The sequence below is a fragment of the Aureimonas sp. CAS genome (genome assembly GCF_059838215.1).
On sequence record NZ_CM187563.1, the window covers coordinates 1,147,374 to 1,169,299 of the forward strand.

At 70.5% G+C, this 21,926-nt stretch carries 17 protein-coding genes; 13 read left to right on the plus strand and 4 right to left on the minus strand.

Annotated features, from left to right (window positions below; genetic code table 11):
* Positions 1-17 precede the first annotated feature (17 nt).
* The 9 genes from AC6R2M_RS05610 (at position 18) to AC6R2M_RS05650 (ending at position 7,467) form a co-directional block, all read left to right on the plus strand.
* Positions 18-218: a hypothetical protein gene (locus AC6R2M_RS05610; protein ID WP_500486304.1), complete on the plus strand. Its 201-nt coding sequence runs from the start codon at positions 18-20 to the stop codon at positions 216-218.
* Positions 219-429: 211 nt separating this feature from the next.
* Complete coding sequence (locus tag AC6R2M_RS05615; RefSeq protein WP_500486306.1) at positions 430-663, plus strand: hypothetical protein; 234 nt, start codon at positions 430-432, stop codon at positions 661-663.
* Positions 664-705: 42 nt separating this feature from the next.
* Positions 706-1,368, plus strand: a complete 663-nt coding sequence (locus AC6R2M_RS05620; RefSeq protein WP_500486308.1) for a response regulator — start codon at positions 706-708, stop codon at positions 1,366-1,368.
* A gap of 31 nt (positions 1,369-1,399) precedes the next feature.
* Positions 1,400-2,806: an ATP-binding protein gene (locus AC6R2M_RS05625; protein ID WP_500486310.1), complete on the plus strand. Its 1,407-nt coding sequence runs from the start codon at positions 1,400-1,402 to the stop codon at positions 2,804-2,806.
* A gap of 22 nt (positions 2,807-2,828) precedes the next feature.
* The gene (locus AC6R2M_RS05630; RefSeq protein ID WP_500486312.1) at positions 2,829-3,215 is read left to right on the plus strand and encodes a hypothetical protein; all 387 of its coding nucleotides are present in this window, start codon (positions 2,829-2,831) and stop codon (positions 3,213-3,215) included.
* 166 nt (positions 3,216-3,381) lie between these two features.
* The gene (ccmI, locus tag AC6R2M_RS05635) at positions 3,382-4,527 is read left to right on the plus strand and encodes a c-type cytochrome biogenesis protein CcmI (RefSeq protein ID WP_500486314.1); all 1,146 of its coding nucleotides are present in this window, start codon (positions 3,382-3,384) and stop codon (positions 4,525-4,527) included.
* Positions 4,524-5,021, plus strand: coding sequence for a cytochrome c maturation protein CcmE (gene ccmE, locus AC6R2M_RS05640; protein WP_500486316.1), 498 nt, complete (start codon positions 4,524-4,526; stop codon positions 5,019-5,021). The genes ccmI and ccmE overlap by 4 nt, the downstream gene beginning before the upstream one ends.
* Complete coding sequence (locus AC6R2M_RS05645) at positions 5,018-7,012, plus strand: heme lyase CcmF/NrfE family subunit (RefSeq protein ID WP_500486318.1); 1,995 nt, start codon at positions 5,018-5,020, stop codon at positions 7,010-7,012. Before ccmE ends, AC6R2M_RS05645 begins: the two co-directional genes overlap by 4 nt.
* Before the next feature lie 32 nt (positions 7,013-7,044).
* Positions 7,045-7,467: a cytochrome c-type biogenesis protein gene (locus AC6R2M_RS05650; RefSeq protein WP_500487507.1), complete on the plus strand. Its 423-nt coding sequence runs from the start codon at positions 7,045-7,047 to the stop codon at positions 7,465-7,467.
* Here AC6R2M_RS05650 and cysG read toward each other — a convergent pair.
* Positions 7,453-8,940 (minus strand): siroheme synthase CysG, encoded by a 1,488-nt coding sequence (gene cysG / locus AC6R2M_RS05655; RefSeq protein WP_500486320.1) that lies wholly within the window; start codon positions 8,938-8,940, stop codon positions 7,453-7,455. The genes AC6R2M_RS05650 and cysG overlap by 15 nt on opposite strands.
* Positions 8,941-9,355: 415 nt before the next feature.
* A complete protein-coding gene (locus AC6R2M_RS05660; RefSeq protein WP_500486322.1) occupies positions 9,356-10,846 on the minus strand; it encodes an NAD-dependent succinate-semialdehyde dehydrogenase in 1,491 nt (496 codons plus the stop codon).
* 209 nt (positions 10,847-11,055) lie between these two features.
* Between AC6R2M_RS05660 and AC6R2M_RS05665 the strand changes: the two genes are divergently transcribed.
* From AC6R2M_RS05665 to AC6R2M_RS05680, 4 genes are all read left to right on the plus strand, one after another.
* Positions 11,056-12,594, plus strand: a complete 1,539-nt coding sequence (locus tag AC6R2M_RS05665; RefSeq protein WP_500486324.1) for a Do family serine endopeptidase — start codon at positions 11,056-11,058, stop codon at positions 12,592-12,594.
* A gap of 159 nt (positions 12,595-12,753) precedes the next feature.
* Positions 12,754-13,431, plus strand: coding sequence for a winged helix-turn-helix domain-containing protein (locus AC6R2M_RS05670; protein WP_500486326.1), 678 nt, complete (start codon positions 12,754-12,756; stop codon positions 13,429-13,431).
* A 24-nt stretch (positions 13,432-13,455) separates the two neighbouring features.
* Entirely contained in the window at positions 13,456-14,844 is a 1,389-nt protein-coding gene (locus AC6R2M_RS05675; RefSeq protein WP_500486328.1) for a sensor histidine kinase, read from the plus strand.
* Between the two features lie 13 nt (positions 14,845-14,857).
* A complete protein-coding gene (locus AC6R2M_RS05680; RefSeq protein ID WP_500486330.1) occupies positions 14,858-17,800 on the plus strand; it encodes a bifunctional [glutamine synthetase] adenylyltransferase/[glutamine synthetase]-adenylyl-L-tyrosine phosphorylase in 2,943 nt (980 codons plus the stop codon).
* A 235-nt stretch (positions 17,801-18,035) separates the two neighbouring features.
* Here AC6R2M_RS05680 and AC6R2M_RS05685 read toward each other — a convergent pair whose 3' ends face one another.
* On the minus strand, positions 18,036-19,265 hold the full coding sequence (locus tag AC6R2M_RS05685) for a cyclic nucleotide-binding domain-containing protein (RefSeq protein ID WP_500486332.1): 1,230 nt from the start codon (positions 19,263-19,265) through the stop codon (positions 18,036-18,038).
* 138 nt (positions 19,266-19,403) lie between these two features.
* Positions 19,404-21,731, minus strand: coding sequence for a PAS domain-containing sensor histidine kinase (locus AC6R2M_RS05690; RefSeq protein ID WP_500486334.1), 2,328 nt, complete (start codon positions 21,729-21,731; stop codon positions 19,404-19,406).
* Between the last annotated feature and the right edge of the window lie 195 nt (positions 21,732-21,926).

The following is a 21,926-nucleotide window of genomic DNA, read 5'->3' on the forward strand; positions in this document are numbered from 1 at the left end:
AGCAGAAGGAGAAGACGATGACGAAGGAATGGTACCGGTCGAAGACGATCTGGGGCGCGAGCGTCGCGCTGGCCGCGGCGGTCGCGGGGCTGTTCGGGATCGAGACGAGCGCGGAGGCGAGCGAGGCGATGGTCTCGGCTCTGACCAACCTCGCCGCGGCAGTGGGCGCTCTCGTCGCGATCCTCGGCCGCTTCCAGGCGAACGCCCCGATCCGCTAAGAAGAGGCTTCGGCGCCGCCCCTCCGACCGGCCGAGGGCGGCGCCATTCATTCGACATTCAGCGGCCGAGCGCTACTAGATGAGGGCAATCGACGAACGGGCCCGCCATGACCGCTCTCCTCCACTTTCGAACGCTCCTGACTTGCGCTCTTCTGGCCGCAGGCGCGACCTCCGCCGCCGCTTCGGCGGGGGAGAGGCGTTCCTGACGTCCATGGCTCAGCCCGGATACGAAGAAGCGGAGGAGGCGGCGACGGCCGAGCCCATGCAGCTCGCTCAGGCCGATTGCAGCGCCGCCGCCGCGCAGGCCGCCGCGCAGACGGGCGGACAGGTGCTCTCCGTCTCCGCCTCGAACCAGGGCGGGCAGACGGTCTGCGTCGTCACCGTGCTCATCCCCGGACAGGGCGGCGAGCGCCCGCGCCGCACCACGATCACCCTGCCGGGCTGATCGCGGGCCAGAGGGACGAGTGATCGGCAAGGGACGGCCTGCATGCGCATTCTGATCGTCGAAGACGACCGCAATCTGAACCGCCAGCTCGACGAGGCGCTGACCGGCGCCGGCTACGTCGTGGACAAGGCCTTCGACGGCGAGGAGGGACACTTCCTCGGCGACACCGAGCCCTACGACGCGGTCATTCTCGATGTCGGCCTGCCGGAGATGGACGGGATCAGCGTCCTGGAGCGCTGGCGCCGCGACGGGCGGGCGATGCCCGTGCTCATCCTGACCGCGCGCGACCGCTGGAGCGACAAGGTGGCCGGGATCGATGCCGGCGCGGACGACTACGTCGCCAAGCCCTTCCACATCGAGGAGGTCCTGGCCCGTATCCGCGCGCTGATCCGCCGGGCAGCCGGGCATGCCTCGTCCGAGATCAATTGCGGGCCGCTGCGGCTGGACACCAAGGCCTCGCGCGCCAGCCTCGACGGTGCGCCGCTGAAGCTGACCTCGCACGAGTTCCGGCTGCTCTCCTATCTGATGCACCATGCCGGCGAGATCGTCTCGCGCTCGGAGCTGATCGAGCACATGTACGACCAGGATTTCGACCGCGACTCCAACACGATCGAGGTCTTCGTCGGGCGGCTGCGCCGCAAGATCGGCAACGACATGATCGAGACGGTGCGCGGGCTCGGCTACCGCATGAAGACGGACGGCTGAGATCTTGGACGAGGGCGCGGCCGCAAGACCCATGGACGCCGCGCGAAAGGGCTGGCGCCGCTGGACGCAGAGCCTCGCGGTCCGGGTCGTCGCCTTGTCGAGCGTCTGGGCCCTGACGGCCTTCCTCGTCGTCGGCGGACTGATCTCGACCCTCTACGAGCGCGCCGTCACGACCAGCTTCGAGGCGCTGGTGGACGCGCAGCTCTTCAACCTCGTCAATTCGGTCGGCGTGAACGAGGCGGGGTTCCTGACGGGCTCGCCGAACCTCGGCAATCTCGCCTTCTCGCGCCCGCTCTCCGGCTGGTACTGGGAGGTCGTGCCGGTGAACGGCGCGACGCTGGGGCGCCTGACCTCGGTTTCCCTCGGCAGCGGACGGATCGAGGCGCCCTCCGTCGAGGAGGTGCCGTTCGACGTGCAGTACCGCCGCTCCTACCGGGCGGAAGGGCTGGACGGCGAGATCGTGCATGTCGAGGAGATGGAGGTCGCGCTCGACCCGGCCGACCACGTCGCGCGGTTCCGTGCCATGGGCAACGCCAGCGCGGTGGATGCGGGCGTCTCGGCCTTCAACCGCCAGCTGGCGCTCTATTTCGGCCTCTTCGGTCTCGGCTCCATCCTGTTGAACGCGCTCGCCATTCTTTACGGGCTTCGGCCGCTGACACGGGTGCGGCGGGCGCTCTTCGACGTCCGCTCCGGCCGCGCCGAACGGCTGAACGGGCCGTTCCCGGCCGAGATCGCGCCGCTGGCGGGCGAGATGAACGCGCTGATCGAGAACAACCGGCGGGTGGTGGAGCGCGCCCGCACGCAGGTCGGCAATCTCGCCCATTCCCTGAAGACCCCGATCGCCGTCCTTACCAACGAGGCGGACGCGATCGGCGGCGAGAAGGGGCGTCTCGTGGCCGAGCAGGCCGAAGGCATGCGCGTGCAGGTGCAGCATTATCTCGACCGCGCGCGCATGGCCGCATCGAGCGAAGGCACGGTCGCGCGGACGCCCGTCGTCCCCTCGCTGGAGCGGCTCGCCAAGGTGATCCGGCGGCTGAACCCCGCCCTCGATCTGGAACTCGCTTTACCGAAGGCGAGCCGGCGAATCGTCTTCGGAGGGGAGCGCGAGGATCTGGAGGAGATGGTCGGCAATCTGTTCGAGAACGCCGCCAAATGGAGCAACGGGCGCATTCTCGTGACGCTCGCCGCGGCCGGGCCCGAGCGTTTCCGGCTCGTCGTGGAGGATGACGGGCCGGGTCTCGGTCCGGAGAAGATGGCCGAGGCGACCAAGCGCGGCCGGCGCTTCGACGAGGCGAAGGCGGGCAGCGGCCTCGGCCTGTCGATCGTCTCCGATACCGTCCTGCAATACCGGGGCACATTTCGACTGGACCGCTCGGCTTTGGGCGGACTAAAGGCCGAACTGGACTTGCCGCAAGCGGCGGGCGAGACAATCTCGTAAGCGTCCAACGTCCGGAAACGCCATGTCGATCGTGCTTCGCAGCCTTCTGCCCTTCCTCCTTCTCGGCCTGACGGGCTGCCTTTCGACCGCGCCCGCCCTGACGCCGGCCTCCGAAAGCGTCGCGGCGCTGCGCGGCGGGCTCGTCGGCCAATCGACGCGCGTGAGCCTTCCCGAGGCGGCGCTGCGGCAGGCTCTGGAGGCCGAGTATCAGGCGTTGCAGTTCGGCCGCGTCGGCGTTCCCACATCCTGGGAAGCGGGCGGCTATCGCGGCGAGGTCATCCCGACGCAGCTCTACCGCATCGGCTCCCAGGACTGCCGCGGCTACACGCACCGCATCTCCGGCCAGTCGGGCTCGACGCAGGAGGTGGGCAGCGCCTGCCGCAGCGGCTCCTTGTGGACGCCCGTCTGAACCGCCGCGCTGTCGCCTTTCTTGCATGACAGGGCGTTCGGGGCGTAATCCCCTCGAAGACCGTCCTCGTGTCGTCGCGACAAGCGCGGGCGAAAGCCGGTCGCCGAGCCATGCCTTCTGCGGACGCGGCGGTCATTGAGATCGTCGCCTCGACGACCCGGTGCCGATGTTCTGGATCCTTGCCCTTCTCCTGACCGCGCTCGTGACGGCCTTCGTGCTCTGGCCGCTGCTGCAGCGCGGGGAGGACAGGGTCGCCGCCGGACGGGACGTCGACGTCTATGCGGCGCAGCTCGCCGAGCTCGACGCGGACGTGAAGCGGGGCGCGATCGCGCCGGAGGACGCCGGGACGGCGCGGGCCGAGATCGGCCGCCGGCTCCTTCGGGCCGCGTCCGCCACCCCCGGACGGGTCAAGGGCGGCGAGCGCCGGTGGGCCGTCGCCCTCGGCGTCTTGGCCGTGCTCGGCCTGCCCGCCTCGGCGCTCGCGCTCTACGCCCACACGGGCTCGCCGCAGCGGCCCGACATGCCGCTCGCCGCCCGCCAGTCGGGCGAGCGCAACATCGCCGTCGCGGACGGCGGAAGCCTGTCCTCGATGGTGGCGGCCGCCGAAGCGCGGCTGGCGGAAAACCCGCAGGACGGGCGCGGCTGGGACGTTCTGGCGCCGATCTACGCTCAGAGCGGCGATCTGGAGCGCGCCGAAACCGCCTACCGCAATGCGCTGGCGCTCCTTGGCGAAAGCGCGCACCGCCTGACCGGCTATGGCGAGGTGCAGGTGCGCCGGGCCGGCGGCGAGGTGACGGACGGAGCGCGGGCGGCCTTCGCACGCGCCAACGAACTCGACCCGGATCGTCTCGTACCGCGGCTCTTCCTCGCCCTCGACGCGACGCAGGAAGGACGCATGGACGAGGCGGCGGCCGGTTGGACCGCGCTCCTGGCCGAGGCGCCGCAGGACGCGCCCTGGCGGGGAATGGCCGAGGCCGCGCTGGCTCAGGCCGAAGGTCGCGCGCCGGATTCCTCCGGTCCCTCTCCGGCGGAGATCGTCGAGCGCGCCGCCGCCGTGCCGGCCGAGGCTCAGGACGAAATGATCGAGGGCATGGTCGCCGGGCTCGCGAGCCGGCTGGAGGCGCAGCCGAACGACGCCGAGGGCTGGGCGCGGCTGGTTCAGGCCTACGGCGTCCTCGGCGACGAGGCGGCGGGACAGGCGGCGCTGGAGCGGGCCCGCGCCGTCTTCGGAACGCAGACGGAGGAGTGGGCCCGCATCGCCGATGTGGGCGCGCGCGCCGGCTTCGTCGTCAGCTCGGAGGCGCGCCCATGACGCGCAAGCAGAAGCGCCTCGCCGGCATCGGCGCCATGGTCGCGGTCATCGGCATCGCCGCCGGGCTCGTGCTGACCGCTCTGTCGGATTCCGTCGCCTTCTTCAACTCGCCGACCGACCTGATGGCGGCGGAGGCCGCGACGCAGCAGCGCGTGCGGCTCGGCGGCATCGTGGAAGCCGGTTCGGTGGAACGCGGAGCCGGGGAGACGGTGCGGTTCCGCGTGACGGATTCGATCGAGAGCGTGCCCGTCGTCTACACCGGACTTCTGCCCGATCTCTTCCGGGAAGGGCAGGGCGTCGTGACGGAGGGCATGCTCGGGCCGGACCGCGTGTTCGCCGCCGACACCGTGCTCGCCAAGCACGACGAGACCTACATGCCGCGCGAGGTGGTGGACGACCTGAAGGCGCGGGGCCTTTGGCAGGAGGGCGAGGGGCTCGCGCCGCAGGCGCTCTCGCAGCCGCCGGGCGAAGCCCTGCCGGAGAGCGGCTCGTGACCGTCGAGCTCGGCCATTTCGCGCTGGTTCTGGCGCTGGCGATGTCGCTCGTCCAGTCGGTCCTGCCGATCGTCGGCGCGCGCACCGGTTCGCTGCGCCTGATGGACACGGGGCCCGCGACGGCGGTGGCGACGCTGGCGCTGCTCTCGCTGTCCTTCGCGGCGCTGACGACGGCCTATGTGACCTCGGACTTCTCGGTCGCGAACGTCGTCCAGAACTCCCATTCGCTCAAACCCATGATCTACAAGATCACCGGCGTCTGGGGGAACCACGAGGGGTCCATGCTCCTCTGGGTGCTGATCCTGGCGCTGTTCGGCGCGACCGTCGCCCTGTTCGGAAAGGACCTTCCGGCGAGCCTGCGCGCCAACGTCCTGTCCGTGCAAGCCTGGATCACCGGGGCGTTCCTCCTCTTCATCATCTTCACGTCCAACCCGTTCCTGCGGGTGGACGTGCCGCCGCTGGAGGGGCAGGACCTCAACCCGATCCTTCAGGACATCGGGCTCGCGATCCATCCGCCGCTCCTCTATCTCGGCTATGTCGGCTTCTCGATCTCGTTCTCCTTCGCCGTCGCGGCGCTGATCGACGGGCGCATCGACGCGGCCTGGGCGCGCTGGGTCCGGCCCTGGACGCTGGCGGCCTGGGTGTTCCTGACGGCGGGCATCTCCATGGGCTCCTACTGGGCCTATTACGAGCTCGGCTGGGGCGGCTGGTGGTTCTGGGACCCGGTGGAGAACGCCTCCTTCATGCCGTGGCTGACGGGCACCGCGCTGCTGCACTCCGCCCTCGTCATGGAGAAGCGCTCGGCCCTGAAGATCTGGACCGTGCTTCTGGCGATCCTGACCTTCTCGCTGTCGCTGCTCGGCACCTTCCTGGTGCGCTCCGGCGTCCTCACCTCGGTCCACTCCTTCGCGGTCGATCCCGAGCGCGGCGTCTTCATCCTCGCCATTCTATGCGTCTTCATCGGCGGTTCGCTCGCGCTCTTCGCGTGGCGGTCCAGCGAACTGGAGCCCGGCGGGCTCTTCGCGCCGATCTCGAAGGAAGGCTCGCTGGTCTTCAACAACCTCTTCCTGACGACGGCCACCGCCACCGTCCTGATCGGCACGCTCTACCCGCTGGTCCTGGAGACGCTGACGGGAACCAAGATCTCCGTCGGCCCGCCCTTCTTCGACATGACCTTCGGCCCCCTGATGGTCCCGCTGCTCCTGGCCGTGCCCTTCGGGCCGCTGCTCGCCTGGAAGCGCGGCGACCTCCTGGCGGCGGCGCAGCGCCTCTACTTCGCGGTCGGGCTCGCTCTGTCCGTCATGCTGGCGACGCTCGCGGTCGTGGAGGGAACGCGCATCCTCGCCGCCTTCGGCTTCGGCCTTGCGGTCTGGCTCCTCGCCGGCAGCCTCGTCGATCTCTGGGGCAGGGCGGCCTTCGCCAAGGTCGGGCTCGCCACGGGGTTCAAGCGCCTCGCCGGCCTGCCGCGGTCGGCCTTCGGCACGGCGCTCGCCCATTTCGGGCTGGGCGTGACGGTGCTCGGCATCGTCGCCGTGTCGAGCTTCGAGACCGAGACCGTTCTCGTCATGGAGCCCGGCCAGACGGTGGAGGCGGGCGGATACGCCGTGCGCTTCGAGGGCATCGCGCCGCGCGAGGGGCCGAACTATGTCGAGGAGGCGGGCACGTTCACCGTCCTTCACGACGGGCGCGAACGCGGCCGGATCGACAGCGGCCGCCGCTTCTATCCGGCCCGGCAGGTGCCGACGACGGAAGCCGGCATCCACACGGAAATCTTCACCCAGGTCTATGTCGCGCTCGGCGATCCGGTGGCGAACGACGGCCGGACGGTCGTGCGCGTCTGGACCAAGCCGCTGGTGACGCTGATCTGGTACGGCACCGTCCTGATGTCGCTCGGCGGCGTCGTCTCGCTCTGCGACCGGCGCCTGCGGGTCGGCGCGCCGAGCCGTCGCGTGAAGGCCGAGCGGGCGAGGGGCCGCGAGGTGCCCGCGTGAGGGGGCTGCGGCTCGCCCTCGTCGCGCTGGCGATGGCGTTCGCCGTCCCCGCTATGGCGGTTCAGCCCGACGAGGTGCTGGCCGATCCCGTCCTGGAGAGCCGGGCGCGCGATCTCTCGGCGGGCCTTCGCTGCATGGTCTGCCAGAACGAGTCGATCGACGCGTCCTCCGCGCCCTTGGCGCGCGATCTGCGACTGCTGGTTCGCGAGCGGCTGGTGGCGGGCGACAGCGACGAGCAAGTCGAGACCTATCTCGTCTCGCGCTACGGCGAGTTCGTGCTCCTGCGCCCGCGTGTGACGTGGCAGACGATCGCGCTCTGGGCGGCGCCGGCGGCGATCCTCCTGGCCGGCCTCGTCTTCCTTCTCCTGTCGGCGCGCGGCCGCAACCGGCCCGCGCCCGTCAGCCTCAGCCCCGACGAAGAGCGGCGGATCGCCGAGCTCCTAGACCGCCGCTGAAACGCGGAGTGGATCGCCGGTCAGCACGCCTTCCTCGACCTCCCCGAAGACGTCACCGACGCCGATGAGGATGGGGCGGTCGTATCCGATGCGCGCGACGATGGCTTGGAGGTTCGCGAGCGTTCCGGTCTCGCGCGTTTCGTCGGCGCGCGAGAGGTTGGCGGCGACCGCGACGGGCGTCGCGGGCGAGGCGCCCTCGGCGATCAGCCGCGCGGCGATGGCGCCGGCCGTGCGCCCGCCCATGTAGAAGATCGTGGTGGCGCGCGGCGCGGCCAGCGCCGTCCAGTCGAGGTCTTCGGGCAGGATGCCTTTTCGCGAATGGCCGGTGACGAGGCGCAGCGCCTGCGCATGGTCGCGGTGGGTGAGCGAGACGCCGAAGGCGGCCGCCAGCGCCGAGGCCGCCGTGATGCCGGGCACGATCGCGACGGGGATCGAATGGCGGCGCAGCTCGGCCAGCTCCTCGCCGGCCCGCCCGAACACGGCGACGTCGCCCGACTTCAGCCGCACCACGTGCTTGCCCGCCTTGGCGAGCCGCACCATCGTGGCGTTGATGTCCTCCTGCCGGCAGCTTTCCCGCCCGCCGCGCTTGCCGACCAGCATGCGCTTGGCCTCGCGCCGGGCGAGCTCCAGGATCTCGTCGGAGACGAGGTCGTCGAAGAGGATGACGTCGGCCGACTGCAGCGCGCGCACCGCCTTCAGCGTCAGGAGCTCGGCCTCGCCGGGGCCGGCGCCGACGAGCGTGACGCGGCCGCCCGAGGCGGCGGGCGTCGCGGCGTCCGTCTCGACCTGCGCCAGAAGGGCGTTCGCCTTGGCCCGCTCGGGATGGCGGTCGGTGAGGGCGAGGTCGGAGAAGCGCTCCCAGAAGGCGCGGCGTGCGGGGCCGGGGGCGAGGCGCTCGATCGCCTGCGCGCGCACCGAGGCGGCAAGGCCGGCCCAATCCTTCAGGGCGGGCGGCAGCAGGGTCTCGATGCGCCGGCGCACGGCCTGGCCGAGAATGGGGGCGGCGCCGTCGGTGGCGATGCCGACGACGAGCGGCGAGCGGTTGACGATCGTGCCGAACCGGAAGGCGCAGAAGGCGGGCTTGTCGATGACGTTGTGGGGCACGCCCGCGGCGCGCGCGGCGCAGGCGAAGGCCTGTGCCTCGGCCTCGCTCCCGCAGTCCGCCACCGCGACGACCGCGCCCGCGAAGGCGTCGAGGCCCCAGGGCCGGTCGTGATGCGCGAGCGACCCGGTGGTCCGGGGCGCGGCGATCAGCTCGGCCATCTCGCCGCTGAGGTCGTCCGACGGCGCGTAGACCTCGACATGGGCCCCCGCGGCGGCGAGGAGCTCGGCCTTCCAGGCCGCGGCCTCCGACCCGCCGGCCAGAACCGCGCGCTTGCCCGACAGGTCGAAGAAGACGGGAAGCGTCGCCAGATCGGCGACGCGGGGCGTGCGCTCGATCGCCCTCGGGGGCAGGCTGGTCGGTTCGGTCATGGGAATGCTGGCTGCCGGCTCGGATGTTGGCGGAGAATGGGCCGAGGGGAGGAGGGGCGCAAGGACCGCGGATCGTCCCGCTCCCGCTTTCGCGCAAAATTATTCCCCATGCGAGGGGCACGAAAGCGTAGACGCCGCTCCCTTCTCCCGCCTGCGGGAGAAGGTGCCGGCAGGCGGATGAGGGCGTGACGCGTGCAAACGTCTTGTGGTCAGCCTTCTTCTCGCTGGCGGGATGAGGTGCCGGCAGGCGGATGATGGGCGGCGAAGCCGGTCGGTGTCGGACCGGCGCGCCCTTCGATGCCCTCACCCGGCCGCTTCGCGGCCACCCTCTCCCACAGGCGGGAGAGGGATGGCGCCTCGTTCGGACAAGGTCTCGATCGATGCCACCGTTACGGCACCGTCGAGACCGTGCCGCTCAAAGCCCGGCGAGCGCGATGTACTTGATCTCCAGATACCCCTCGATCCCGTATTTCGATCCCTCGCGGCCGAGGCCGGACTGCTTGACGCCGCCGAAGGGCGCCATCTCGTTGGCGAGCGCCGCCGTGTTGACGCCGACCATGCCCGATTCCAGCCCCTCCGCCACCTTGAAAATGCGGCTGACGTCGCGGGCGTAGAAATAGGAGGCGAGGCCGAACTCCGAGGCGTTGGCCATGGCGAGCACCTCCTCCTCGTCCTTGAAGGCGATGATCGGCGCGAGCGGCGCGAAGGTCTCCTCGCGCGCCACCAGCATCTCCTGCGTCGCGCCCGAGACGATGGTCGGCTCGAAGAAGGTGGAGCCGAGATCGGAGCGCTTGCCGCCGGTCTCGACCTTGGCGCCCTTGGCCCTGGCATCGGCCAGATGCTCCTCCATCTTCTTCACCGCGTTCTCGTCGATGAGCGGACCCATCGTGACGCCGCCCTCCGTGCCGCGCCCGAGCTTAAGGGTCGCCACGCGCTCCAGAAGCTTCTGCGTGAAGGCCTCGACGACGCTCTCCTGCACGTAGATGCGGTTGGCGCACACGCAGGTCTGGCCGGCGTTGCGGAACTTCGAGGCGAGCGCGCCGTCGGCCGCCGCGTCGAGGTCCGCGTCGTCGAAGACGATGAAGGGCGCGTTGCCGCCGAGCTCCAGCGAAAGCCGCGCGATCTTGTCGGCGCCCTCGCGCATCAGCCATTTGCCGACCCCGGTGGAGCCGGTGAAGGTGATCTTGGCGACCGTCGGGTTCTTGCAGATCTCCGTGCCGAAGGCCTTGGCGTCCTTGGTGGTGATCACCGAGAAGAGGCCCTTCGGTACGCCGGCGCGCTCGGCCAGGACGGCGAGCGAGAGCGCCGAGAGCGGCGTCTGCGCGGCGGGCTTCAAGACCATCGAGCAGCCTGCGGCGAGCGCCGGCCCGACCTTGCGGGTGATCATCCCGTTCGGGAAGTTCCAGGGCGTCACCGCCGCGCAGACCCCGACCGGCTGCTTCATGACGAGGATGCGCTGGCCAACGTTCGGGCCGGGGATGATGTCGCCGTCGATGCGCTTGGCCTCTTCGGCGAACCATTCGAGATAGGCCGCGTTCGAGACGATCTCGGCCTTGGCCTCCGCCAGCGGCTTGCCCTGCTCGGCGGTGAGGATGGCGGCCAGATCGTCGACGTTCTCGTGGATCAGGCGGAACCAGGCCATCAGGACGCCGGCCCGCTCCTTGGCGCTTCTCTTCGCCCAGTCCTTCTGCGCCTTGGCGGCGGCCTCGATCGCGCGGCGCGCGTCCTGAACCGTCAGGTCCGGCACGGAGGCGACGAGCGAGCCGTCGTAAGGGTCGGTGACGTCGAAGGTCTTGTCGCCTTCCACCCATTCGCCCGCCACGAGCGCACGGCTTTCCAGAAGCGAGCGGTCCTTCAGGGCGATCGGGTGGTCGTTCGCGGGCATGGGCTTGCGTAGCGTGCTCATCGTCTCTCTCCCATGGACGGATGAATAGGCGTCGCGGCGGTTGCGGCTCGCGAACCGCCGGCCACCTGAAAAGGTCGGCCTACCTTACGAAGATTTCACCCGCCCGCAAAGCTGCCGTAAGCTGCGGCTTCCTATCTTGCCTGTCGACGGCGGGCGTTCCGGGCACTACGGGCCGACGCCCGCCGAGCGAATTTCCAGTGAGGATCTCGATGCGCAATCTTCTCAAGACCCGAGGCAAGCGTCTGACGGCCGCGGTGTTCGCGGCGGGTCTCGCCGGCGTCGCCTTCGCCGGCGGAACCATGACGCAGGTCGGCCCCAGCTACGCCCAGCCGGTCGCCGTCGAGGCGCCGCAGCAGAATTTCGGCTTCGCCGACGTCGTCGAGCGGGTCTCCCCGGCCGTCGTCTCGGTGCGCGTGCGCGGCGCCGAGGGCGGTCCGGCCGGTCGGCCGGGCGGCCGTGGCGGGCCGGGCGCCGAGAGCCCCTTCGACAATCTGCCGCCGGACCATCCGCTGCGCCGCTTCTTCGACTTCGGCAATCCGGAGGGCTCGCCCTTCGGCCAGGGCGGTCCGCGCCGCGAGCGCCAGCCGCGTCCGTCCATGGCGCAGGGTTCGGGCTTCTTCGTCTCGGCCGACGGCTATCTCGTCACCAACAACCACGTGGTCGAGAACGGCGAGGCCTACACGATCATTCTCGACGACGGCACCGAGTTCGAGGCCGAGCTGGTCGGCACCGACCCGCGCACGGATCTGGCGCTTCTGAAGGTCGATTCCGACACGCGCGAATTCACCTATGTCGAGTTCGCGGACGACAACGCCGTGCGCGTCGGCGAATGGGTGGTCGCCGTCGGCAATCCGTTCGGCCTCGGCGGCTCGGTGACGGCCGGCATCGTCTCGGCGCGCGGCCGCGACATCGGCGCGGGTCCCGACTACGACTTCATCCAGATCGACGCGGCGGTGAACCGCGGCAATTCCGGTGGCCCGGCCTTCGACCTGGAAGGCCGAGTGATCGGCGTGAACACGGCGATCTTCTCGCCGTCCGGCGGCAATGTCGGCATCGCCTTCGCCATTCCCGCCTCGACCGTGAAGAACGTGGTGGAATCGCTGCGCGAGCGCGGCAGCGTCCAGCGCGGCTGGCTCGGCGTCTCCATCCAGCCCGTCAGCGAGGAGATCGCAGAGGCGGTGGGCCTGGAGAACGACGCGGGCGCCCTCGTCACCCTCCCCGAGGAGGAGACGCCCGCCTCGCAGGCCGGCATCCGCGACGGCGACGTCATCACCGCGGTGAACGGACAGGCGGTCGAGACCCCGCGCGACCTGTCGCGCACCATCGCCGGCTTCCGGCCGGGAAGCGAGGTCGAGATCGGCATCTGGCGCAACGGCGAGGAGCAGACCATCGCCGTCACGCTCGGCGATCTGGCCTCGATCGACGGCGGCGGCGCGCCGGCGGCTCCGGGCTCGCGCTCGATCCCGACCGACCCGTCCTCGCTGCCGGGCTACGGCCTGACCCTGACCCCGTCCGAGGACGGCGAGGGCGTGGTGGTGACCGACGTCGATCCCGACTCCGAGGCCGCGACCCGCGGCATCTCGGCCGGCGACGTGATCGTGGCGGTGAACGGCGTCGAGGTCACCGACCAGGCGAGCGTCGAGGCGGCTCTCCAGGAGGCCTCCGAGGCCGGGCGCCGCGCCGCGCTCCTGCAGATCCGCTCCGGCGAGGGCAACCGCTTCATCGCCCTGCCGATCGCCGAGGGCTGAGCGGTCCGCCATTCGGTCCATGCTTCAACGGGGGCGGGGCGGCGACACGCCGCCTCGCCCCTTCCGTATCGGGAGCCTCAGACGATGACGCAATTCGCCGGGACGCATATCTCCGAGTCCGGCATCGATTCAGCCGGGGTCCATGCTACATCCGAGCCCATGAGGATCCTTGTCATCGAGGACGACCGCGAGGCCGCGTCCTATCTCCTGAAGGCGCTGCGAGAGGCGGGCCACGTCGCCGACCACGCGGCCGACGGGGCCAGCGGCTTCCACATGGCCGAGACGCAGAACTACGACGTCCTCGTCGTGGACCGCATGCTCCCACAGCGCGACGGGCTCTCGGTCATTTCGGGGCTGCGCGAGAAGGGCGACCAGACGCCGGCTCTCATCCTCTCGGCCCTCGGACAGGTGGACGACCGCGTGACGGGCCTTCGGGCCGGCGGCGACGACTATCTGTCCAAGCCCTTCGCCTTCTCCGAGCTTCTGGCCCGCGTCGAGGTCCTCGGCCGCCGCCGGGGCGGCAAGGACGTCGAGACCGTCTACAAGGTGGGCGACCTCGAACTCGACCGCCTCTCCCACGAGGTGAAGCGCGCCGGCCGCTCCATCGTGCTCCAGCCGCGCGAATTCCGCCTGCTCGAATATCTGATGAAGCATGCCGGGCAGGTGGTGACGCGCACCATGCTTCTGGAGAATGTCTGGGACTATCATTTCGACCCCCAGACCAACGTCATCGACGTCCACATCTCGCGCCTGCGGGCCAAGATCGAGCGCGACTTCGACAAGCCGATCCTGCACACCGTCCGCGGCTCCGGCTACATCATGCGCCTCGAGGCCTGACCTTTGGGACGGCTGCGCGCCCTGATGCGCATGACGGCCGTGCGTCTTTCGGCCGTCTACCTCGCTCTCTTCGCGCTCTTCGCGGTCGTGCTCGTGGTCTATGTCACGGCGACGGCCTCCTCGATCCTGCAGGGGCAGAGCGAGGAGGCGATCCGCGAGGAGCTCGGTCAGCTGGACCGCACCTATCAACGGGCCGGCATCGTCGGCCTCGTGCGCTCCATCGACCAGCGCTCGCGCCGGCCCGGCGCCTCGCTCTATCTCATGACGGACGCGACGGGCCGGATCCTCGCCGGCAACGTCGAAAGCCTGGAGGTGGGCGTGCTCGACCGCGCCGGCTTCACGGACGGACTCTTCGCCTATCGCCGCTTCGGCGACGGCGCCGAGTCCGGCCCGCATCTGGCGCTCGCGGAGGTCGTGCAGCTGCCGAACGGCATGCGCATCCTCGTCGGGCGCGACCAGACCGACCAGGAGCGCTTCCGCCTGATCGTGCGCAACGCGCTGATCCTCGCCCTCGGCCTCATGGGGGCGGGCGCGCTTCTCGCCTGGTTCTTCGTCGGGCGCACCGCGCTCCAGCGGATCGACCGCATGTCGGCCTCCTCCGACCGCATTCTCTCCGGCGATCTGACCGAGCGCCTTCCCGTCACCGGGGCGGGTGACGAATTCGACCGCATGTCCGACAATCTGAACCGGCTCCTCGGCCGCATCGCGCTCCTCCAGGCGGGGCTCCGGCAGGTGTCCGACAACATCGCGCACGATCTGAAGACGCCGCTGACCCGGCTGCGCAACCGCGCGGAGGCCGCGCTCGCGGACCGCTCCTGCGACGCCGATCCGCGCGCCGCCCTCGAAGGCGCGGTCGCGGAGGCCGACGGGATGATCCGCACCTTCGACGCGCTTCTGATGATCAGCCGGGTGGAATCCGGCTTCCACCCGATCGAGAAGGCCGAGATCGATCTTTCGGCCGTCCTGCGCGAGATCGCCGAGCTCTACGAGCCCCTGGCCGAGGATGCGGGCGCCTCGCTCCAGGTCGAGGTTCCCGACGCGGCACCGGCTCTCGTCAGCCGCGAGCTCGTCGCGCAGGCGCTTTCCAACCTCGTGGACAACGCCCTGAAATACGGACGGCCCTCGGAAGGCGAGGCCCGGATCGTGGTCCGGCTGGAGCGCAAGGGACAGGACTGGCGCCTGTCGGTCTCCGACAACGGGCCGGGCGTGCCGGCCGAGAAGCGCGGCCGCGTGCTGGAGCGCTTCTACCGCCTCGACGAGAGCCGGACCAAGCCGGGCTCCGGCCTCGGCCTGTCGCTGGTCCAGGCGATCGCGCGCGTTCACGGCGGCGAGCTCGTCCTGGAGGATGCCGGACCCGGCCTTCGCGTCGCCCTCGACATTCCGGCCGAATCGCCCGACCCTCAGGCGCACTGACGGGGGAGGGTTCGTGGAACAGCCATTGCGCATCGGCGACGTCGCCCGCTCGTTGTCGCCGCTCGACGAAGCGCGCGCGCGGGCTTGGGCGAGCGATCTTTCGTCCGCCGCGGAGCAGACGGAGGCGCCGCGTCTGGCGCGCTTCATGCGAAGCGACACGGATCTCGCGCGGTCGCTCGCCGCGATCATGGACCTGTCGCCCTATCTCGGCGGAACGATGCTTCGCCGGCCGGACTGGATCGAGCGGCTGTTCGACGAGGACGCCGGTGCGCGGATCGCCGATCTCCTGACGGATCTGAGCGCGCCTCTCGAGCCCGGCGTCTCAGAAAGCGCGACGATGATGCGCCTGCGCGAGGCGAAGGCCGAGGCCTCGCTCCTCATCGGCCTGCGCGATCTCCTGGGCGCCGCCGACGAGAAGCGCACGACGGCCGACCTCTCCGATCTGGCGCAGGCCGCGATCGGCCACGCGTTGCGCTTCTGCCTCCTCGACCTTCACAGGCGGGGCCAGCTGGCGCTGCCCGACGAGGCCGATCCCGAGAGGGGTTGCGGCCTCGTCGTCCTCGGCATGGGCAAGCTCGGCGGGCGCGAGCTGAACTATTCGAGCGACGTCGACCTGATCCTGTTCTTCGATCCCGACGTGCCGTCCATCGTCGATCGGGCCGAGAGCGTGGAGACCTTCTCGCGCCTCGCACGGCGCCTCGTGCGCCTCATCGGCGAGCGCACGAAGGACGGCTACGTCTTCCGCACCGATCTGCGCCTGCGCCCCGACCCCTCGGCCATGCCGCTGGCGATCCCGCTGCCGACCGCCATCGTCTATTACGAGAGCGCGGGTCGCGACTGGGAGCGCGCCGCCATGATCAAGGCGCGTGCGATCGCGGGCGACCGGGCGGTGGGCGAGGAGTTCATCGAGGCGATCGGCCCCTTCGTCTGGCGCCGCTATCTCGACTTCGCCGCCATCCGCGACATCCGTGCCATGAAGGACCGGATGGACGCGCATCGCGGGCTCGGCGGGCCCATCCGCATCCCCGGCCACAACGTCAAGCTGGGGCGGGGCGGCATCCGCGAAGTGGAGTTCTTCGTCCAGACCCAGCAGCTCGTCGCGGCGGGGCGCGCGCCCGAGCTGCGTTTGCGGCGCACCGACGAGACGCTTCGTCAGCTCGCGGACGGCGGCTGGATCGGGGCCGATGCGGCCGAAGAGCTGACGCGGGCCTACTGGTTCCTGCGCCGCATCGAGCATGTCGTCCAGATGGTCGCGGACGAGCAGACGCACACGTTGCCCGAAGGCGAGGAGGAGCTTCTGCGGGTCGCGCGCCTCGCCGGCTTCGAAACGGTCGCCTCCTTCTCGGACCGGCTCCTGGCCGAGCTGCGGACCGTGGAGCGCCGTTACGCCGGGCTCTTCGCGGACGGCCACGCGGAAGAGAGCCATCCCGTCCTCGGCGCGCTCGGCGATGCGGAGGACGAGGCGGCGCTCGCATGGCTGTCCGCCGAGGGCTACCGGCGCCCGCAGGATGTCGCGCGGGTCCTGGCCGCCTGGGGCGCGGGCCGCTACCGGGCGCTGCGCTCCAAGGGCGCGCGCGAGCGCATGACGCTGGCGCTTCCCGCCATCCTCGGCGCCTTCGGCGACGCGCCGGACCCGGACGCTGCGATCGTCGCCTTCGACCGGTTCCTCGCGCGCCTGCCGGCCGGCATCCAGTTCTTCGCGCTCATCCAGTCGAACCCCAAGCTGCTGGACCTTCTCGCGCTGATCCTGACCGCCGCGCCGGGCCTGGCCGCCACCATCGGCGAGCGTCCGCACGTCTTCGACGCGCTGCTCGATCCGGCTTTCTATGGCGAGAGGCCGGACGCCGAAGCCATGCGCGAGCGGCTCTCGGCCGCGCTCGACGACGCGCCGGGCCACGAGGAGCGGCTGTCGGCGCTGCGCATCTTCGCCGCCGAGCAGCGCTTCCTCATCGGCGTGCGCCTTCTCTCCGGCGCCATGGAGGGCGAGGAGGCCGGCATCGCCTTCTCCGACGTCGCCGCGATGGTGATCGAGGCGCTGCTCGCCTCCGTCGTCCAGGAGTTCGAGCGCGCCCACGGCCGCGTCGAGGGCGGGCGGATCGCGCTGATCGGCCTCGGCCGGCTCGGCAGCCGCGAACTGACCTCTACCTCGGATGTCGATCTCATCCTCGTCTACGACCATCGCGAAGGCGCGGAGGAATCGGACGGCGATCGGCCGCTGCCGGTCTCGACCTACTATGCCCGGCTGACCCAGCGGCTGATCGCGGGCCTCGCCTCGCCCATGGCCGACGGCGTGCTCTATCCGGTCGACTTCCGCCTGCGCCCGTCGGGCAACAAGGGGCCGCTGGCGACGGAGCTGAACGCGTTCCGGCGCTACCAGGAGACGGAAGCCTGGACCTGGGAGCACATGGCGCTGACGCGCTCCCATGCGATCGCCGGCGACGCCGCGCTCTGCGCGGACGTCGAGACCGTCGTGCGCGCCGTCGTCGAGCGCTCGCGCGACGCGGCGGGCCTTGGGGACGACGTCGCCTCCATGCGGGCACGCATCGAGCGCGACAAGCCGGGGCGCGGGCCGCTCGACATCAAGCTGCGGCCCGGCGGGCTGGTCGATCTGGAGTTCATCGCGCAGGCCTCGATCCTGTCGGGCACGGTGCCGCCCGACCTCGTTGGCCGGCCGACGGCCGAGGTGCTGGACGCGCTCGAAGCGCGCGGGGAGGGAGGAGAGGAGCCCGTGCTGGCGCCGGCCATGATCGCCTTCTCGCGAGCCGTCCAGGTGCTGCGGCTCGGCGCGGACGGCGCGCGAAGCGTCGGCGACCTGCCGCGCGGGCTGGCCGAACGGCTGGCCGACGCGATCGGAGCGGACGGGCCGGACGCGGTCGAGGACACGATCGCGGAATGGGCGACGAAGGTCCGGGCGCGGTTCGAGGCGCTGTTTCCGCTGCCGGAGACCGACGACTGAGCAGTCGGGCGTCGGTGGCCGTCGTTCGCCGACCTCAGCGCTCTTCAGGCCCTCATCCGCCTGCCGGCACCTTCTCCCCGGAGGGGAGAAGGCGAAGTTTCGATGCTGCTGGATACGGTTCGGCGTCCCAGAACGAGGCGCCGTTCCTCTCCCCTTGGGGAGAGGGTGGCCGCGAAGCGGCCGGGTGAGGGCATCGCAGGGCGCGACTGCCCCATACGCCCACCTCCCGTTCCGCCTACCGGCCGAACAGCGCCCGGATGACGTTCTCCGGATCGGTCGGCTTGCGGAAGATCGGGACGTCCTCGTATTCCTGCGGGATCATCCAGTCGTCGTAGCCCGTCACGAAGACGATCGGGATCTCCTTCTCCCGCAGCGCCCGCGCGACCGGATAGACCTGCCGACCGCCCAGATTGATGTCGAGGATGGCCGCGTCGATCGCCTGATCGCCCTGAAGCAGCTCCAGCGCGTCCTTCACGCCCGCCGCCGGACCGACGACGGTTCCCCCGACGCGCTCGACCGCGTCGGCCAGCTCGGCCGCGATGGAATAGTCGTCCTCGACGACGAGAACCTGTCGCCCGGCGAGCTTCAGAAGGTCGGTGGAGAGCATGGACCGCGGCACCTGGGCCGGCAGGTCGTCCTCGGTCAGGGCGGGGGCGCCGGGGGCGCCGCCTCCCTTCGGCCGTTCGTCGGACGCGTCGTCCGAATGGAGCCGGATCTCCCCGCCGAAGTCCCGCGAGCGGTCGTAGGCCCGGTCGATGCCGGTGAAGTGGAGATAGTTGTCGCGGAAGCCGGCGAAGGCGGCGAGCTTCTCGAAGTCCGGAACATGGACCCGGCCCCGAACGAAATGCGCCAGCTCGCGCTCGCGGAGCGCCGTCACCGTGTGGTTGGTGTGCACCCCCGAAACGCCGAGCAGATCGCCCAGCTCCTCCTGGGTCAGCGGGAAGTCGTAGGCGCCGTCCTCCACGAGGCCGACCGCGTCCAGCCGCCGGTACATCTCGCAGAAGACATGCGCCATCTGCCGCATCGTCTCGCGCTGGCCGAGGCCGGCGATGTTCTCGCGCAGGATGCCCTCGTCGACGAGCGTCGACCACCACAGCGAGCGCGCGATGCGCGGATGGTTCTCGATCAGGTCGTCGACCACGGCGCGGGAGAGGCGCGCGATGGTGCAGTCTGTGAAAGTCGCGATGGAATGGTCCATCTCCTTCAGGAGCGAGACGTGCACGTCGCAGAGATCGCCCGGCAGCAGGACCGCGAGGATCTGCCGGCGACCGTTCTCCAGCATCTTGTAGCGATAGGCGAAGCCTTCGAGGACCAGATGGACGTCCTCCGGCCGCTCGCCCTCCTCGATGACGTCCGCGCGGCGTTGCAGGCGGAAGGCGCGGGTGTCGAGCCGTTCCAGGACCGCGACGTCGTCCGCGGTCAGCTGGGAGGCGACCGACAGTTTGCGGACGAGGGGATTTTGCATGCGCTGGCGGTCCTTCTCCATGCCGTCCCGGACGTGTGGGCGTCGCAAGTTCGGAAACGGGAAGCGAGCGGACGCCTCCGCTGGTTCCATCAGGGGAGCTTTGCGTTTTTCGCGCAGCGGCCGGGATGCCGCGATGCGTCAGGCGGCCGTCCGAACCTCGTCCGCCAGCTCCACGCGGCTCTTGCGATCGAGCGGCAGACGGAAGGACACGATCGTGCCCTCGCCGGTGCGGCTCGCGATCCGCAGCGTGCCGTCCTGCAGCTCCACCAGCGAGCGGGCGATCGCAAGGCCGAGGCCGGTGCCCTTGTTGGTGCGCGTCAGCTCGTTCTCGACCTGCTCGAAGGGCCGCCCGAGATTGGCGAGCGCGGAGGGCGGAATGCCGATGCCGTCGTCCGCGATGGTCACGACCGCGTGCCCGCACACGGCGCGAGCCCGCACCCGCACCCGTCCGCCGGGTCCGGTGAACTTCACGGCGTTGGCCAGAAGGTTGAGCAGAATCTGCTTGGTCGCCCGCCGGTCGGCGGTGAGGCTCACCGCCTCGCAGACGTCCGCGCCGAGCTCCAGATTCTTGCCGTGCGCCTGGCCCTCGACGATGCGGATCGCCTCGCCGACGATCTCGCCGACATCGATCTCCTCGCGCGACAGCGCCATCCGGCCCGCCTCGATCTTGGACATGTCGAGGATGTCGTTGATGAGCTTGAGCAGCCAGTGGCCGCTCTGGTGGATGTCGGTCGCGTATTCGCAATATTTCGGGGAGCCGATCGGGCCGAAGCTCTCCTCGCGCATGATCTCGGAGAAGCCGATGATCGCGTTCAGCGGCGTGCGCAGTTCGTGGCTCATATTGGCGAGGAAGGTGGTCTTGGCGCGGTTGGCGCTCTCGGCCCGGTCCTTCTCGCGCAGATAGCTGTCGTTGAGCTCGGCGAGCTGCCGGGCCTTGGCCTCCGCGTCGCGGCGGGAGGCCGAGAGGTCGTTGATCGTCGCCAGAAGCCGGCGCTCGGAATCCGACAGGCGCTCCTGATGGACCTTCAGCTGGGTGATGTCGGTGCCGATGGAGACGTGGCCGCCGTCGGAGGTGGTGCGCTCGGAGATCTGCAGCCAGCGGCCGTCTGCCAGCAGCGCCTCGGAGGCGCGCTCGCCGGCCACGAAGCTCGGGCTCGTCAGCTTGCGCTCGTCGATCAGGCGGCGCGCGGCGCGGCGCACGGCCGCGATGGGCGTTCCGGGGCGCACATGCTCGGGGGAGAGGCCGAAGACCTCCTGATACTTGGAATTGCAGAGCACCAGCCGGTTGTCCGGGTCCCAGAGGACGAAGGTCTCGGAGATGTTCTCGATGGCGTTCTGGAGCCGGGCGTTGGCCTCGTTGGTCAGCCGCGCCAGCGCGTGGTTCTCCGACACGTCCACCGCGACGCCGATGAGGTGGATGTCGTTCTCGGCGCTGCGCACGATCTCGGCGCGCGCCCGCAGCCACGTGAACTGCCCGTCGACCCGGCGCATGCGGAAGGTGCGCTCGATCGAGCCGACGCGGCCGGAGGCGATCTGCCGCGCCACCTCGAAGAAGGAGCCGTCGTCGGGATGCATCAGCCCGGCGACCTCGCCGAAGGAGAGGACGCCGTCGCGCGGCTTCATGCCGAGGATTTCGTACATGGAGCGCGACCAGTACATCCGGCCGCGTCCGAGGTCCCAGTCCCAGAGCCCGCAGCGCCCGCGCGAGAGGGCCGTCTCGACGCGCGCATGGGCGACCTGGGCCTGTCCGTCGGCCTGGGCGGTCAGCGTCGCCTGCCGGAAATAGGCCAGCATGATGGTCATCAGGACCATGGAGGTGAGCGCGAAGAGCGTGACGTTCACCGCCGCGATCCGACGCCAGTCGGCGAACAGGTTGCGCTTGTCGAGGACGAGGATGACGGTGCCCAGCTGATCGTCGAGGACGGCGGCGGACGCGAAGGCGGGACGCCGCTGGAAGGAGATGTCCATCACCCCGGCGCGCTCGCCGAAGACGAGCAGGGGCTGGCCGCCGAGAAGCGCGGCGCCCGCGTCCTCGCCGATCAGGAGGTCGCGCCCGGGGGTCGTCGCGATGATGCGCCCGGACGTGTCGGCGACGAGGGCCTCGACGCTGATGTCGCGCACGGCGCGCGGCAGGACGCTGGTCAGGAGGGACTGCGCATAGGCGCGCGGGTCGGCGAGCTTGTCGTCGCGCGCCGCGTCCTCGGCGCGGATGAGGCTCGCGCCCACGGCGAGCTTGTCGGCCGCGATGCCTTCGATCACCGCGCGCTGGTCCAGAAGCGAGACCAGCTGCGCGAAGGCCAGCACCGACAGGAAGAGGACGACGAGAAGCGGCACCGCACGGCGCAGGGGCGGCTCGAACGCCGGAAGCTGGAGCGAGCGGACGAAGGTCGCCAGAGCGGCCTTACACCGTCCCGGCAGGGCGCGAAGAACGGGTTCGATACGCCCGGAATCCTTCGTCGCCGGCACGCTTCTCGCGTCCGCACCCATGGCCTACGACCCCCTCGCTGTCGCCCCAATGATCCGGCACGCCGCACATCCGAATCGTCCTCAATGAATCAGAGGGTTGGGGGCCTGTCCAGCGATCTTGGGCCACGGCAGTAAAGATTTGTTAACCATACGGGCGAAGAAGTTCTTCGTCGGTCAGGTCGGGCGGCGGAAATG

Bases quoted from the DNA above. Each gene is read 5' to 3' on its own strand.
- AC6R2M_RS05610 (WP_500486304.1), top strand. From the start codon at position 18: ATGACGAAGGAATGGTACCGGTCGAAGACGATCTGGGGCGCGAGCGTC.
- AC6R2M_RS05615 (WP_500486306.1), top strand. From the start codon at position 430: ATGGCTCAGCCCGGATACGAAGAAGCGGAGGAGGCGGCGACGGCCGAG.
- AC6R2M_RS05620 (WP_500486308.1), top strand. From the start codon at position 706: ATGCGCATTCTGATCGTCGAAGACGACCGCAATCTGAACCGCCAGCTC.
- AC6R2M_RS05625 (WP_500486310.1), top strand. From the start codon at position 1,400: ATGGACGCCGCGCGAAAGGGCTGGCGCCGCTGGACGCAGAGCCTCGCG.
- AC6R2M_RS05630 (WP_500486312.1), top strand. From the start codon at position 2,829: ATGTCGATCGTGCTTCGCAGCCTTCTGCCCTTCCTCCTTCTCGGCCTG.
- ccmI (WP_500486314.1), top strand. From the start codon at position 3,382: ATGTTCTGGATCCTTGCCCTTCTCCTGACCGCGCTCGTGACGGCCTTC.
- ccmE (WP_500486316.1), top strand. From the start codon at position 4,524: ATGACGCGCAAGCAGAAGCGCCTCGCCGGCATCGGCGCCATGGTCGCG.
- AC6R2M_RS05650 (WP_500487507.1), top strand. From the start codon at position 7,045: ATGGCGTTCGCCGTCCCCGCTATGGCGGTTCAGCCCGACGAGGTGCTG.
- cysG (WP_500486320.1), bottom strand. From the start codon at position 8,940: ATGACCGAACCGACCAGCCTGCCCCCGAGGGCGATCGAGCGCACGCCC.
- AC6R2M_RS05660 (WP_500486322.1), bottom strand. From the start codon at position 10,846: ATGAGCACGCTACGCAAGCCCATGCCCGCGAACGACCACCCGATCGCC.
- AC6R2M_RS05665 (WP_500486324.1), top strand. From the start codon at position 11,056: ATGCGCAATCTTCTCAAGACCCGAGGCAAGCGTCTGACGGCCGCGGTG.
- AC6R2M_RS05670 (WP_500486326.1), top strand. From the start codon at position 12,754: ATGAGGATCCTTGTCATCGAGGACGACCGCGAGGCCGCGTCCTATCTC.
- AC6R2M_RS05675 (WP_500486328.1), top strand. From the start codon at position 13,456: ATGCGCATGACGGCCGTGCGTCTTTCGGCCGTCTACCTCGCTCTCTTC.
- AC6R2M_RS05685 (WP_500486332.1), bottom strand. From the start codon at position 19,265: ATGCAAAATCCCCTCGTCCGCAAACTGTCGGTCGCCTCCCAGCTGACC.